The organism is Citreicoccus inhibens (assembly GCF_019039035.1).
Classification (GTDB): Bacteria; Myxococcota; Myxococcia; order Myxococcales; family Myxococcaceae; genus Citreicoccus; species Citreicoccus inhibens.
On sequence record NZ_JAHNZT010000018.1, the window covers coordinates 85,040 to 99,765 of the forward strand.

Below are 14,726 nucleotides of genomic sequence, written 5' to 3' on the forward strand. Positions count from 1 at the left end.
GCCTCACGTGGGGGACGGTGTCCCCTTCGGGGGCAGCAGGGCCAGCACGCGCGTCAGCACCGCCACGCCCTCCTCGTACTCGGGCACGGTGATGTGCTCGTGAGGCGTGTGGTCCAGCGAGGAGTCCCCAGGGCCGTACGCCACGATGGGGACGTTCCACGCGGACGCCACGGTGTTCCAGTCCGAGGTGCCGGTCTTCAACCGCAGCGTGGGCCGCGCGTTCCGCTCGCGGATGGCCTGCTTGAAGGCGCGTGACAGCGCATCGTGGCCCGCCGTGGAGACCGCGGCCTTGCGCGACACCGTCCGCACGGTGACCGAGGGCACCTCGCTCAACAGCGCGAGGAGTTGCTCCACGTCGGTGGAAGGCCCCGTGCGGATGCTGACCGCGGCGGTGGCCCACTCCTCCTCGTCCGTGGCCCCGGTGTGGAAGGCGTTGAGCGAGGGGAGGTGCTGCTCGAACAAGGACGTGCGCTCGCGGTTCCACGCGTCGCACGCGCGCCTGAGCAGATTCCAGGCCTCCACCACGTGCTCGGCGGACGCGCGGTAGTCCCGACTGGCCGTGTGCCGCCGCGCCGCGCGGTGCTCCAGGTCCAAGCGCAACAGGCCCTTGTAGCCAATCGTCACCGCATGCGCGCCGCTCGGCTCGCCGTTGATGACGTAATCAGGTGCGTAGCGCTCCTTCACGTGGAAGGCGCCCCGGGTGATGGCCACCTCTTCCTCCACGCAGCCCAGGAGCAGGAACCTCTTCCCGGCGCGCTCGGACGCCGTCAGCGACTCCACCGCCTCGACGAACGCGGCGATGGCGCCCTTCGCGTCCACCGCGCCCCGGCCATAGAGCGTGTCACCGTCCATGCGGACGGGCACCTCGCCGGGAACGGTGTCGATGTGGCCCAGGAGCGCGATGACGGTGTCCCCCTCCCCGTGGCTCGCGATGGCGTTGCCCACCTCGTCGGTGTGCGCGCGCCAGCCCTGGCGGCCCAGCCGCTCGACGAGGGCGCGCGAGAAGGCCTGCTCGTGATGGCTCGGGCTGTAGTGCTCGACCATCCACCGCAACAACGCGATGCTCGGCTCACGCGCCTGCATCCGCCACCGCCCTTCCCGGCTGGGTGAACCGCGTGCCCCCCAGTCCCTCCAGCGCGCAGAACACGGGCCGCGCCGCGCGAGCGGCGCTGACATGCACCACGGGCACCCCGCCCTCCAGCGCTCGCGCCGCGGCCTCCAACTTGTAGCGCATCCGCCCACGCGCCAGCCGCATGCTGCCGCGCGCATCGTCGCTCTCGCGCACCAGCGAGGAGGGCTCCGCGGGGTCCGCCAGGAGCCCGGGCACGTTGGACAGCATCACCAGCGCCCGCGCGCCCAGCCTCACCGCGAGCGCGGCGGCCACCTGATCCGCGTCCACGTTCACCAGCACATGGTCCGCAGTGACCGCCGGGGGACAGATGACGGGCACCTGCCCCACGGACGCGAGCGCGTCGAGCAACGCGACGTTGATGTCGGTCACCTCCCCGGCCAGATGCTCCCGGTCGATGCGCACGCGCCCCTCCTCTTGGAGCTTCAGCGGAGCGCGCCGATTCGCGGTCAGCACCCGGCCGTCCGCGCCACACAACCCCACCGCGGATACGCCCCGAGCGAGCAGCGCGAGGACCACGGCCTTGTTCACCTCGCCCACCCACGCCATGGTGAGCGCGCGCAGGGTGGGCGCGTCGGTGAGGCGCACCACGTTGCCGCTCACCGTCGTCGCCTCGCGGCGCGCGAGCCCCAGCGAGGACAAGAGCCGCTCGCCCGCGTCCGAGCCCCCGTTGACGACGACCACGCGCTCGCCTCGCCGGGTCAGCTCGGCGATGTCCTCGCAGGCGCCGTCCAGGTCCACGCCCGCGGCCCCGCCAATCTTCACCACCACGGGAGGACCCGCGTGGCCAACGGACGTGGCGCTCATCCCATCACGCTCGCGCCACCATCCACGAGTTGCACCGTGCCCGTGATGAAGGACGCGCGCTCGCTGGCGAGGAACACGGCCGCGGCGGCGAACTCGTCCGCGCGCCCCACGCGCTTCATGGGGATGTGCGCGGCCATGGCGCGCAGCCCCGCGTCCAGGTCGCCCGAGGCGCCCGCGGTGCGCTCCACCGGCGGCGTGCGCGTGTAGCCGGGCGCCAGCACGTTGACGGTGATGCCCGAGTCGCCCAGCTCCTGCACCAGCGCCTGGGCGAACGCGACGATGCCCGAGCGCGCGAAGCCGGACAGCGCGAACCGGGCCACCGGGCGCACCACCGTCTCGGAGGTGATGAAGAGCAAGCGCCCCCAGCCCGCCCGCTTCATGTACGGCAGCGCCGCGAGCGCCAACCCGATGGGCGGCAGGAGCACCGCGTTCGTCGCGTCGCGGTAGTCGTCCACGTCGAAGCCCGTGGCGGGTCCCGGCGGGGGTCCCCCGCTGTTCGTCACCACGATGTGCGGGCCGCCCAGCTTGCCGGACACCAGCTCCACCCAGCGGCGCATGGCCGCCCCGTCCCGGACATCCATGGGAGAGGCGAGCACCCGACCTCGGCCCACCGCGGTGAGCATGCGCTCCGCGCGCGCGAGGCGCTCGGGGTCACGCGCCGCGATGGCCACGTGCGCGCCTTCCTTCACCAGCTCTTCGGCCACCGCGAGCCCCAGACCGCTGGAGCCTCCGGCGACGAGCGCGACCTTATTGGCGAGTCCCAGTTCCAAGCACGTCCCTCCTGGAGTCGGCGACGGGGGCGGCGCCGGAGAAGTAGCCGTAGCGCGCCATCAGCGGCCAGGCCATGGCCAGCGTGGTGGCGCGGGCCGAGGCGGACAGCTCGCCCCGCCATGCATCGTCTTCGCCGCGCAGCAACGTGGGGCCGCTGCGGAAGCGGTCCGGATTGCCGGTGACGGTGTGATTCGTTCCCAGCACCACCGTGCGCCCATCCACCGGATTGCGCGCGCGGTCCACGCCCATCCGGTCGAGCAGCGTGTCCACCGTCGCGCCCGGCGCCGCGATGAAGTCCTCGTAGCGAAGGAAGACGGACGCGCTCGGGTGGCGGCGCGTCACCTCCTCCGACGCGACGTTGAAGCCCACCCAGTACGCGGTGCTGCGGGCCGCGGACATGGGGACGACGTACTGCTTCGTCTTCGTCCACGAGTGCGTCACCGCGCGCGGGTCGCGCACCAGGTGCAGGTACAGCGGGCGAATGCCTTCCACGTGCGGGAGCAGCGCCGCCTCGGAGGGGAACTTGCCGCTGTCCACCAGCACCGTGCTGCCCGTCGCGTCCGCGATGGTGCGGTAGGTCCGCGCGAGGAAGGCCGCGTGCTCGCGCAGTGGCGTGGACTCGCCCGCCTCGTCCAGGACGCGCCACGTGTGTCGGGTGCGCACGGCGGCCTGCTGCCGCTTCACCACGTCCGCCGCGCGCGCGGGCCCCTCGAGGACGGCCTTCCAGATGGCGCAGTCCACCAACTGCGTGCCGCAGCCGCACAAGGTGTTGGAGCCGTGGCCGTACGCGTTCTTCCAGAGGAAGCTCAGCTCGCCCACGTGGAAGGCGCCCGGCAGCTCATTGAGCACGTTGCCGAGGATGGTGCTGCCGCTGCGGCACCAGCCGGTGATGTAGAGGACCGTGAGCACGGGCGCGTCCGCCATCGTCACACCAACGCGGTGACGAAGAAGTGGGTGGGCAGGTGCACCGTGAGGGCCGTGTAGACCTCGCCGTACGCGGCCAGCCCCTCGCGCGGGAAGATGCCCGGCGGCGGCTGCGCGAAGCGGATGACCGAGCGGCCGCTGTCGAACAACGTGGCTGCGGCGGTGAAGTCCCCCACGATGACGGTGCCCGGGCTCACCATGCGCGTGCGGCAGATGCGAACCCCCATGCTGGCCAGGTCACCCAGGAGCCCGTTCTGGCCCACGAGGTGCGCGTAGAAGTCGAGCGAGTTGATGATGATGCCGTCCGCGGAGCCGCCCATCTGCTCCACCTCGGCGCACGCCGCCAGGAGCGAGGCCACGGGCGTCTTGCGCGGCGGCAGGCGGCGGATGCCCGGCGTCTCCAGCAGGCCCCGCACGCGCTCGCCGCCCTTGCCGATGCACAGCGCCTGGTTCTCCGCGGTGTTGAGACGCACGAGCAGGCGGAAGTCGATGAACTGCGCCAGCGCCTCGCGGTCCTCCAACAGCGGCCGAGGCACCTGGATCCACGCGGTGGTGGGCTTCAGGGCCATCTGGTCCTGATGGAACTCGAAGGCCGCCTCGGGACGCAGCTCCACGTCCTCCACCTTCACGGTGGGCGCGGTGCGCGGGTGCGTCTCGTACCAATAGGGCACGGGGTCCTTCTCCGCGCGCGCCACCTTGAACATGCCGCGCACCGCGATGCGCGGGCGGCGTTTGAAGCCGGGGAAGGCGTCGGTGATGGTCGTGTTGAACGAGACGGACGCCTGCGCGCCTTGCTGGTGGCACGCCTCCGCGAAGGCCCTGCCGGGAGACACGTCCGCCGTCGTGACAAGCGAGCTCATGGGATTCCTTTCCTAGAGGGGATGCAGCCCCCGGAAGCCGAGTCCCTCGGTCTCCGGACGCCCGAGCATGAGGTTGAGCGCGTGCACCGCCGTGCCTGACGCGCCCTTCACCAGGTTGTCGATGGCGGCGTTGACCACGATGCGTCCGCGCTCGGCATCCACGGACACCGCGAGGTCGCAGTGGTTGGTGCCGGTCAGCGGGCCCGGCTCCGGGAACGGCGACGCGGCGGAGTTGGGGCGCAAGAGCCGCACGAACGGCTTGTCCCGGTAGGCCATGGCGAGCACGCGCGCCACCTCGGCCTCGTCCACGGGGCGCGATGCGAACGCATGCACGGTGGCCAGGATGCCGCGCACGGCCGGCACGGCGGTGGCGCTGAAGTGGACGGTGGGCCGCACGCCCGTGACGCGCGAGACGACGTCCTCCAGCTCGCCCGTGTGCCGATGCCCCACGGGCCGGAAGCAGCGCAGCGCATTGGCGCGCTCGGGATGATGCGAGGAGCGCCCCGGCGTGGAGCCGCCGCCCGACGAGCCCGTCTTCGCGTCCACCACGACCTCGGGCTTCACCACGCCCGCGCGAATCAACGGGATGAGGGCCAGGAGCCCCGCGTGCGCCATGCACCCCGGGATGCAGACGAAGCGCGCGCCCGCGAGCGACTCGCCCATCCACTCTGGCAGCCCATACACGAACGTGGGCAGGCCCGGGGGGCGCGTGTTCTGCGGGTACCAGCGCGCATGCCCCTCGGCGTCCAGGCGGAAGTCCGCGCTCAGGTCCACCACGCGCTCGGCCAGGGGGGCCACGCGCGCCCAGCGCTGGAGCAGCTCGCCCGAGGGCAGACAGCTCACCAGCACGTCGCACGGCTCCAGCGCGTCATGGGGCGCGTAGCGCAGCGCGCTCATCCCCCGGAGGTGCGGGTGCGGGAAGTCCAACCGCTTGCCCGCGAACTGGCCGGAGGTGGCCTGCACCACCTCCACGGCCGGATGCGCCAGCAAGAGGCGCAGCACCTCGCCGCCGGTGTAGCCCGCCGCGCCCAGTACCGCCACGCGCACCGTCATCGCCGGACTCCCAGCACGTGCTCGGCGATGAGGTCCGGCAGCGGGATGCCCGTCTGCTCGATGCTCCGACCGAACTCCACGCAGTGGTTCAGCTCGTTGACGTAGACCTCGCCCTCGCGCGTCTCCAGCAGGTCCACCGCAACGATGTCGCCGCCCACCGCCGCCGCGGCCTCTTCTGCCAGCTTCGCGTGCGCGGCGGGGACCTCGTAGCGCTCCGGCACCGCGCCGCGCGCCGTGTTGGTGATCCAATGCTCGGAGCGTCGGCGCATGCCGCCCACCGCGCGCCCCATCACGTACACGCGCAAGTCATAGCCCGGCTTGTCGATGTACTGCTGCACGAGCGCCACGTGGTCCTGCGCGCCGCCCGTGCCGAAGCGCGTGGACAGGATTCCCTCGGCGGCGCTGCGCGAGTCGATGCGCGCCACCATGCGACCCCACGAGCCCAGCACCGGCTTCGTCACCACGGGGTAGCCCCGCCGCTCGATCTCCGCGAGGCACGCTTCCTCATCGAAGGCCACGAACGACCAGGGCTGCCGCACGCCGCGCGCCGCCAGCGCCGCGGACGTCAGGGCCTTGTCTCCGCAAGTGGAGATGGCGCGCGCGCTGTTGAGCACGCGTGCCCCCTTCACCTCCAGGAAGGTGGCCAGGTAGCGCGCCCGCGTGAAGGACATGCTGCGCATGAGCACCGTGTCGCTCTCGGACCAGGGCCGTTTGTCCAACGACAGCACGAGGTCCGCGTCCTGGTGCATGTGCACGACGCAGTCCCGCCGGCGGAGGGCGTCGTGAATCAGCCGCTCCTCGGCGCGCAGGCGCGTGTAGACGAGGTCGATCGTCGCCATGGGCCGACTACTCGCCCCAGTCTTCCTCGACCTCGGGCGCCTCGGCCAGACGCAGTGGATTGAGCCCCACCACCTCCAGCTCCGCGTCGCAGCCCTCGCACGTCACGACCTCGCCCATCATCCGGTTCCCCCCCGGGACATCCAGCGCACACAGGGGACACGGGCTGCCACTCAGGGCGTCCATCTGCTTTTGCGGCTGCATTCAACTCCTCCTCGTGACTGGTCCAACCGCCGCCATCCGGGGACGCGGCAGCGCGCTCAACACGCGCTCCGCCACCTGCGCCCCCTCCAAACCGTGTCCGGCCAGCAACGACTCGTGCGAGCCGGCCGTCGCGTCGTAGCGGTCCTGAAGCCCCACGCGCACCACGCGCCGGCCCAGGCCCACCGCGCCCACCGTCTCGCAGACCGCGCCCCCCAGGCCGCCCAGGACGTTGTGCTCCTCCACCGTCACCAGCAGCCGCGTGCGCTCCGCCGTCTCCAGCACCGCCGCCTCATCCAGCGGCTTGAGCGTGTGCACGTTCAACACGCGCGCCGACACACCTCGCGCCTCCAACAGTCGCGCCGACTCCAGCGCCACCGCCACGCCCACCTCGCCGTGCGCCAGGAGGCCCACGTCCTCGCCCTCGCGCAGGCACTGCGCGCGTCCCAGCTCGAAGGGACCGCGGGGCACGTCGTGCCGCGTGACGCGGTTGCGCCCCAGGCGCAGGTACACCGGGCCGTCGTGCTGAAGCATCGCGCGCGTGGCCTGCACCGTCTCCAGGCCGTCCATGGGGGACACCACCGTCATCCCCGGCATGGCCCGGAGGATGGCCAGGTCCTCCACCGCGTGGTGCGTGGGCCCGAAGAACGCGCCCGCCACGCCGCCGTAATCACACACGAGCTTCACGTTCGCGCGCCCGTACGCCATGCCCAGGCGCACCTGCTCGCACGCCCGCATCACCCCGAACGGCGCGAACGAGTGGGCGATCACCACGTGGCCCACGCGCGCCATACCGCACGCCACGTCCACGAGCGTCGCCTCGCAGATGCCCAGGTTGAAGTAGCGACCCGGGTGCCGAGACTCGAAAGGGTCCGCGCCGCCGCCCAGGTCCGCCTCCAGGAAGACGATGCGCGGGTCCAGCTCCGCGAAGCGCGCCGCCGCGTGGCGGAACACGAGCCGCGAGGCCAGCTCCGGGTGCTCGCGAAGCCACACCTCGGGCGTCTCCGCCAGGTCCGCGCCGGGCCGTGACGCCGAGCTCATGACGCCTCCTCGCCCACGGACGCGAGCGCCCGGCGCAGGTGCTCTGGTGAGAACACCGCGTAGTGCGGGCCCTTGCCGCGCAGCATGGGGACGCCCGCGCCCTTCTGCGTATGCGCCACGAGGGCCCGAGGCCGCTCGCCCCCCGACTCCCGCAACGCGGCGCTCAGCGCGGTCAGGTCGTGCCCGTCCACCTCGGCCGTCTGGAAGCCAAACGCCTCCAGCCGCCGCGCCAGCGCGGCCTGCGACAGGATGGACTCCGTGGGCCCGTCGTTCTGTCCACCGTTGCGATCCACGACGAGCGTCAGCGCGGAGAGCCGATGGTGCGCGGCCACTTGCAGCGCTTCCCAGTTGGAGCCCTCGCCCATCTCTCCGTCGCCGCACACCACGAAGGTCCGATTGGGCTCGCCCTTCAGCTGGTGCCCCAGCGTGAGCCCCACGCCCAATCCCAGCCCGTGCCCCAGGCTCCCCGTGGCGAACTCCACGCCCGGCACCGCCGCGTTGACGTGGCCCGTGTAGGGACTGCCCTCCGCGTTGTAGCGGCGCACCAGCTCCTCGGCGTCGAGGAAGCCGAACTCCGCCAGCGCCGCGTACATCCCCGCGGCCGCGTGGCCCTTGGACAGGATGAGGTGGTCTCGCGCCGGGGAGAGGGGCGCGCGCGGATCCACCCGCATCACCTCTCCCAGCAACACCACCAACAGCTCCACCACGGACAGCGAGCCCCCCAGATGACAGCCAGACGGCGTGGCCGCCAGCCTCAAAATGAGCCGCCGCACCCGCCGGGCTCGCCGCTCCAATTGGGATGCATTCGCCGAGAGAGGAATCATGCCCGTTGCGTCGCTGGCGTCAGCCCTTGGCTCCGGCTGTGTGCTGGCACCCTAGGAAATCGCATCGTGTTACGTCAACGCGGATTTTCTCAATATTCGGATGTGCGAGAAAAACCTGCCTTTACCGGTGACAACGCCATCACTACCGTGCCGCTTCCCGCGCCGCGATACGTCAATTCCTGCGAGGAGATTCCAGATGGGACAGCGATTCCAGAACCCAGCGGCCCAGACGCACGGCGCCCGCTATCGGCGGCGCGGTTGGTGGCGTGACGCCACGATTGTGGATGACCTTCGGCGCGCCGTGCAATCCCATCCAGGGAAGACAGCCATCATTGCCGCACGGTATTTTTCCAAGGATGTGACACGTCTGACCTTTGCGGACCTGAGCCGTTATATGGATCGCTTCGCCGGGGCGTTGCTGTCACTGGGGGTGGGTCGCGAGGACATCGTCGCGGTGCAGCTCCCCAATGGGTGGCAGTTCTCCGCGCTGGCGCTGGCGTGCGCGCGCGTGGGCGCGGTCATCGCGCCCATTCCTCCGGACTACCGCCGGCGTGAGGTGGAGTTCATCCTCGGGCGCACCGAGGCGTCCGTGTACATCGGGCCGCAGGCATGGGCGGGCTACACGCATCGCGACATGGCGCGGGACATCGCGGGGGTGCTGCCCTCACTGCGGCACCGCGTGTTCCTGGGCGCCGAGGGCGCGCTGGCGCCGGGGGAGCTGGACTTCGACGCCACCTTCGTCGCGCGCGCCTGGGAGGAGGAGCGGCCCGCCGCGGAGCTGGACGCGCGCGAGGCCCGCGCGGACGAGGTCTGCAATGTCCTCTACACGTCCGGCACCACGGGGGAACCCAAGGGCGTCATCCACTCGCACAACACCAACTACGGCATCACCCGGGCCCTGGGGGAAACGCTGTCACTGACGGGCGACGACGTCTTCTGCCTCCCCTCCCTGCTCACCGCCTCCACGGGATTCACCTATCTGTTCCAGCTCCCGGTGCAGCTGGGCGCCACGGCCGTCTACATGGACGTGGGTGACCCCGAGCTGACCCTCAAGCTCATCGAGGAGCACCGCGTCACCTTCTCGTATGGCATTCCCACCTACCTGATGAATGTCATCGCGACGCAGCGCAAGCGTCCGCGCGACACCTCCTCGTTGCGAAAGCTGGCGACGGGCTCCATCCCCGTCCCGCCCCACCTCATCGCGGCCGTGAGGGAAATGTTCGGCATTCAACTGCACACACTGTGGGGAATGACCGAGAACGGCGCGGTCACCCTCACCCGTCAGGATGACCCGCCCGACTGGCCAGCCCACAGCGATGGCCGCCCCGTGGAGTGGATGGATGTCAGGATTGCCCCCGCCGTGGCCGAGGACGGGACGCCCTATCCAGACGGCACCGGCCGCTTGTTGGTGCGCGGTGCCAGCCAATGTCTGAGCTATTTCAAGCGTGACGACATCTATGCCGCCAGCGTGGACGCCGAGGGCTGGTTCGACACAGGCGACCTCGCCCGCGACGACGGCCGGGGTGGCATCCGCATCGTCGGTCGCCTCAAGGATGTCATCTTTCGATATGGCTATAAGATTCCCGTCGTGGAAGTGGAGTCCGCGCTGTATTCCCATTCCAAGGTGAAGGAAGTCGCGGTGGTCGCGCACTCGGATGACACGATTGGCGGAGAGCGTGTCTGTGCCGTCGTCGTGACGCGAGAGGGCGAGGGCACGCCCACCCTGGACGAGCTGCGCCAGCATCTGAAGCAGCAGGGCATGTCCAATCAGTACTGGCCGGACCGGCTGGAGCTGGTGGACGAGATGCCCAAGACGGCCACCGGCAAGGTGCGCAAACACCTCTTGCGTGAGCAGCTCAAGGCGCGCGCGCGTTAGGACAAAACGACATTCAAAGACATCCTGTTAAGGTTCGGCGGGCGCCATGACCCTCTCATCCCCCTCCGAGGCTTGGGACGTGCAGGACTCCGATGGGACACGGACGCGCGCCGCGCGCGCGCGCCGGGCCCCGCCCCTGACGGTGATTCCGCGCGAAGGGCCGCTGCGCCAGTCCTTCGCGCAGGAGCGTCTGTGGTTCCTCTCGCGGCTGGACGCGGGCGGCTTCTCCTACAACATCGCGTTCTTCGCGCGACTGGTGGGGCCACTGGACGCGGACGCCCTGGAGCAGGCCTTGCGCGCGCTGTGGCTGCGCCACGAGTCGCTGCGCACCACGTTCGGCGAGGAGGGCGGCCAGCCCGTGCAGCGCGTGGCGCCTGTGCCGGATACGGTGCTCGTCACGGAGACGCTGTCCGAGTACGCGAGCCCCGAGGCCCTGCGCGAGCGCGCCGAGCAGGAGGCCCAGCGCCCCTTCGACCTGGAGCGCGGCCCGGTGTTCCGCGCCACGCTCGTGAAGCTCGCACCGGACGCGCACGCGCTGCTCCTGGCCCAGCACCACATCGTGGGAGATGCGTGGTCCCTGGGCGTGCTCGCCCGCGAACTGGCCGCGCTCTATGGCGCGCTCACCCAAGGTGCCGAGCCGCGGCTCGCGCCGCTTCCGGTGCAGTACGCGGACTTTGCGCGGTGGCAGCGGGACTGGCTGGAGGCCGGCGCGCGGGACGAGCAGCTGTCCTGGTGGATCCAACGACTGGCCGGCGTGTCTCCCGTGCTCGCGCTCCCCACGGACCGCCGCCGCCCTCCGGTGCAGACCTTCCGCGGCGCCAGCTTCCGCACGCACCTGCCCGCGGGGCTCACCGAGGCCCTCCAGCGGTGCGCCCGCGCGGAGGGTGTCACGCTGTTCATGACGCTGCTCGCGGCCTACCAGGTGCTGCTGGCGCGCTACAGCGGGCAGGAGGACATCATCGTCGGCTCGCCCATCTCCGGCCGCGTGCGCCGCGAGCTGGAGGGCCTCATTGGCTTCTTCGTCAACACGCTGCCGCTGCACACGCGCGTCGCGCCCCAGGACACCTTCCACACCCTGCTGGGCCGCGTGCGTGAGCACTGCCTCGGCGCGTTCGCGAACCAGGACGTGCCCTTCGAGCACATCGTGGACGCGGTGCAGCCCACGCGTGACCTGAGCCGCACCCCGCTGTTCCAGGCGATGCTCACCCTCCAGCTCGGCTTCCCGGAGCTGACGCTCCCAGGGCTCGCCTCGGAGGAACTGGACTTCGAACCGGGCTTCGCCAAGTTCGACCTCACCCTGTTCATGCGCGAGACGCCGCAGGGGCTGGTGAACTTCTGGGAGTACAACACCGCCCTCTTCGACGAGGACACGGTGCGCCGCATGGCGGCCAACCACGTGCGGCTCCTGGAGGCCGTGGTGGCCCATCCCGAGGCGCGACTGGGCACGCTGCCCCTCTTGTCGGACGCCGAGCGGCATCGGCTGCTCGTCGAGTGGGCCTCGCGGCGCGACGACTCGTTCGCCCCGGACCTCATCCACCACTGGGTCCAGGCGCAGGTCCTCCGCACGCCGCACGCCGAGGCCGTCACCGACGGCACGCACACCCTCACCTACGCGCAGCTCGACGCGCGCGCCAACCAGCTCGCGTGGCACCTGCGCGCGCTGGGCGTTCCTCCGCTGGGCACCGTGGGGCTCTGCCTGGAGCGCGCAAGCCTGGACATGCCCGTCGCGGTGCTGGCGACGATGAAGGCGGGGGCCGCGTTCCTCCCGTTGGACCCCAACCTCCCTGGGGAGCGGCTCGCGCTCATGCTGGAGGACACCGGCGCGCCCGTGGTGCTCGCGCACGCCGGACCGGCGCGCGCCCTGCCCGCGACGCTGCAGGCCCGCGTGGTCCGCCTGGAGCGGGCGGCCGAGGAGCTCGCCACCCGGCCCGCGCGCACGCCCAGCGTGGACATCTCCCCCGAGGCCCCCTGCTACTTCGTCTACACCTCGGGCAGCACGGGCCGGCCCAAGGGCATCGTGATGTCCCACCGCGCGGTCGGGAACATGCTGGGCTGGCTGCTCCAGCGCGCGGTCAACCCCACGGCCACCACGCTCCAGTTCGCCTCGCTCAACTTCGATGTCTCCTTCCAGGAGATGTTCGGCACCTGGTGCTTGGGGGGCCGCGTCCTGCTCGTCTCCACCGAGACGCGGCGCGACCCCACCGCGCTGCTCCACCACCTGCTGCGCCACGGCGTGGAGCGCCTCTTCCTGCCCTTCGTCGCGCTCCAGTCACTCGCCGATGCCGCGCTGAGCGAGGAGCGCCTGCCTCCGCTCAACGAGGTCATCACCGCGGGCGAGCAACTCCAGGTGACGCCCGCGCTCGTGTCGCTCTTCGAGCGGCTCCCAGGCTGCGTGCTGGAGAACCAGTACGGCCCCTCGGAGGCGCACGTCGTCACCGCGTGGCGGGCCCGCGGCGCGCCGAGCACGTGGCCCTCGCTGCCGCCCATCGGCGAGCCCATCCCCAACCTCCAGGTGCTGGTGCTCGATGACCACGGGCAGCTCAGCCCCATCGGCGTCCCCGGCGAGGTGCACGTGGGCGGCGCCAGCCTCGCGCACGGCTATCACGGGCGGCCGGACCTCACCGCCGACCGCTTCGTCCCCTCGCGCTTCGGCACCACGCCGGGCGCGCGGCTGTACCGCACGGGAGACCAGGCGCGCTGGCTCGCGGACGGCACGCTGGAGTTCCTCGGCCGCCGTGATGGGCAGGTGAAGCTGCGCGGCTTCCGCATCGAGCTGGGCGAGGTGGAGGCCGTGCTGCGCGCCCAGCCGGGCGTGAAGGACGCCATCGTCGTGGTGCGCGAAGACTCGCCCGGAGCCCGCCGACTCGTGGGCTACGTCGTCCTGCCCGCGTCCGCATGGGAGCCCGAGTCCTTGCGCGCGGCCCTCGCGCGGCGCCTGCCCGAGTACATGCTGCCCTCGGCCTTGGTGCGACTGGATGTCCTGCCGCTCATGCCCACCGGGAAGGTGGACCGCAAGGGCCTGCCCGTTCCTGCTCTGAGCCAGTCCCTCGGGGGCACCCACGTCGCGCCACGCACGGAGCTGGAGCAACGGCTCACGCAGGTGTGGGAGGAGGTGCTGGGCACGCGGCCCATCGGCGTGACGGATTCGTTCTTCGCCTTGGGCGGCCACTCGCTGTCCGCGCTGCGCCTGCTGTCACGCATCCGAGGGCTGACGGGCCGAGCGCTGCCGGTGGCCACCCTCTTCGAGCACCCCACCGTCGAGACGCTCGCTGCGCACTTGCGGCACGCCTCGCGCGAGGTGTCTCCGCTCGTGGAGCTGCGCGGCGGCGCGGCGCACCCGCCCTTCTTCTGCGTCCACCCCGTGGGCGGCACCGTGCTCAGCTACGCGGAGCTGGTGCGCGCGCTCGGCCCCGAGCGGCCTCTCTATGGTCTCCAGGCACGCGGCCTGGAGGGCGAGGCCGCGCCGCTGCTCACGATTCCAGCGATGGCCGAGCACTACCTCTCCGCGGTGCGCGCACGCCAGCCCCATGGCCCGTACCTGCTCGGCGGTTGGTCCATGGGGGGCTCCATCGCGTGGGAGATGGCCACGCGGCTCACCCAACAAGGAGAGCAGGTCGCGCTGCTCGCGCTCATCGACACCTATGCGCGACCTTTCGCCGAGGGACAGACGCCCGACTTGGAGCGGGAGCGCAGCCGCTTCGGCGCGCTCTTCTACGAGGACCTGCTGCGCGCCACCGGGCGCTCGCCCAGCGACACCGAACCGCTCCAGTCCCTGCGCCATGTCTTCGAGGCGAACCTCATGGCCGCGTGGACCTACGAGACGCCGACGTACTCCGGCCCCGTGCTGTCGTTGGAGTCCAGCGCGTCACCGCGCCCCCACGAGTGGGAGCACGTGGCCACGGGCCCGCTGGAGGTCCACGTCATCCCCGGCGACCACTACTCCATCCTCCAGCCCGGGAGCGTGGAGGTGCTCGCGGCGCATCTGCGCGCGGCCTTCCCACGCGCCTTCCTCTCGCGGAATAAACGAGATAATTCTTAAATTCGTAACATTCAGACATCCGTGCACTCAAGGAGCAACCCGTGAGTACCGACACCGTCCTCCGCACGTCCATGGAGCAGAAGCTGGCCGATTACTGGCGCGACTCATTGGGGGTGGAGGTGGTGAGGCCGACGGACCACTTCCTGGAGATTGGCGGCAACTCGTTGCTCGCCACCATGTTGGCCAACCGCATCGAGGACGAGCTGGGCGTGCAGGTCTCCATGGTGGACCTGTTCAACACGCTGGAGCACGTGGCCTCGCTCTGCGAGCAGCTCCTGCAGGAACAGGGCGGCTCGGCCCCCGCGGCCTGAGCACGCGAGCGCGCCGGAGGCACCTCTCGCGCGCCTGACCGTCCCTCTCCCCT

The 14,726-nt window shown here is 71.2% G+C and carries 13 protein-coding genes; 3 read left to right on the forward strand and 10 right to left on the reverse strand.

What is annotated here, in order from left to right:
- Positions 1-3 precede the first annotated feature (3 nt).
- From KRR26_RS21185 to KRR26_RS21230, 10 genes are read right to left on the reverse strand one after another with little or no spacing between them, the layout of a single operon-like run.
- Entirely contained in the window at positions 4-1,083 is a 1,080-nt protein-coding gene (locus KRR26_RS21185) for a M20/M25/M40 family metallo-hydrolase (protein ID WP_120209296.1), read from the reverse strand.
- The gene (locus tag KRR26_RS21190; protein WP_120209297.1) at positions 1,070-1,936 is read right to left on the reverse strand and encodes a [LysW]-aminoadipate kinase; all 867 of its coding nucleotides are present in this window, start codon (positions 1,934-1,936) and stop codon (positions 1,070-1,072) included. Before KRR26_RS21190 ends, KRR26_RS21185 begins: the two co-directional genes overlap by 14 nt.
- Positions 1,933-2,706 (reverse strand): SDR family oxidoreductase, encoded by a 774-nt coding sequence (locus KRR26_RS21195; protein WP_120209298.1) that lies wholly within the window; start codon positions 2,704-2,706, stop codon positions 1,933-1,935. The genes KRR26_RS21190 and KRR26_RS21195 overlap by 4 nt, the downstream gene beginning before the upstream one ends.
- Positions 2,684-3,631, reverse strand: coding sequence for a sulfotransferase (locus KRR26_RS21200; RefSeq protein WP_120209299.1), 948 nt, complete (start codon positions 3,629-3,631; stop codon positions 2,684-2,686). The genes KRR26_RS21195 and KRR26_RS21200 overlap by 23 nt, the downstream gene beginning before the upstream one ends.
- 2 nt (positions 3,632-3,633) lie before the next feature.
- Positions 3,634-4,491 (reverse strand): family 3 encapsulin nanocompartment shell protein, encoded by an 858-nt coding sequence (locus KRR26_RS21205; protein ID WP_120209300.1) that lies wholly within the window; start codon positions 4,489-4,491, stop codon positions 3,634-3,636.
- Positions 4,492-4,503: 12 nt separating this feature from the next.
- Positions 4,504-5,544: an N-acetyl-gamma-glutamyl-phosphate reductase gene (argC, locus tag KRR26_RS21210; RefSeq protein ID WP_217080670.1), complete on the reverse strand. Its 1,041-nt coding sequence runs from the start codon at positions 5,542-5,544 to the stop codon at positions 4,504-4,506.
- Positions 5,541-6,383, reverse strand: coding sequence for a RimK family alpha-L-glutamate ligase (locus KRR26_RS21215; protein WP_120209302.1), 843 nt, complete (start codon positions 6,381-6,383; stop codon positions 5,541-5,543). The genes argC and KRR26_RS21215 overlap by 4 nt, the downstream gene beginning before the upstream one ends.
- 7 nt (positions 6,384-6,390) lie before the next feature.
- On the reverse strand, positions 6,391-6,585 hold the full coding sequence (gene lysW, locus KRR26_RS21220; protein ID WP_199723886.1) for a lysine biosynthesis protein LysW: 195 nt from the start codon (positions 6,583-6,585) through the stop codon (positions 6,391-6,393).
- The gene (locus KRR26_RS21225; protein ID WP_120209303.1) at positions 6,586-7,623 is read right to left on the reverse strand and encodes a transketolase family protein; all 1,038 of its coding nucleotides are present in this window, start codon (positions 7,621-7,623) and stop codon (positions 6,586-6,588) included.
- Positions 7,620-8,447, reverse strand: a complete 828-nt coding sequence (locus KRR26_RS21230) for a 1-deoxy-D-xylulose-5-phosphate synthase N-terminal domain-containing protein (protein WP_120209304.1) — start codon at positions 8,445-8,447, stop codon at positions 7,620-7,622. The genes KRR26_RS21225 and KRR26_RS21230 overlap by 4 nt, the downstream gene beginning before the upstream one ends.
- A gap of 196 nt (positions 8,448-8,643) precedes the next feature.
- Between KRR26_RS21230 and KRR26_RS21235 the strand changes: the two genes are divergently transcribed.
- Genes KRR26_RS21235 through KRR26_RS21245 form a run of 3 tightly spaced genes read left to right on the forward strand, consistent with a single transcriptional unit; the run spans position 8,644 to position 14,673 of the window.
- Complete coding sequence (locus KRR26_RS21235) at positions 8,644-10,323, forward strand: AMP-binding protein (RefSeq protein ID WP_217080671.1); 1,680 nt, start codon at positions 8,644-8,646, stop codon at positions 10,321-10,323.
- A 46-nt stretch (positions 10,324-10,369) separates the two neighbouring features.
- On the forward strand, positions 10,370-14,362 hold the full coding sequence (locus tag KRR26_RS21240) for a non-ribosomal peptide synthetase (RefSeq protein ID WP_217080672.1): 3,993 nt from the start codon (positions 10,370-10,372) through the stop codon (positions 14,360-14,362).
- Between the two features lie 41 nt (positions 14,363-14,403).
- Positions 14,404-14,673, forward strand: coding sequence for a phosphopantetheine-binding protein (locus KRR26_RS21245; RefSeq protein WP_217080673.1), 270 nt, complete (start codon positions 14,404-14,406; stop codon positions 14,671-14,673).
- Positions 14,674-14,726: the final 53 nt, after the last annotated feature.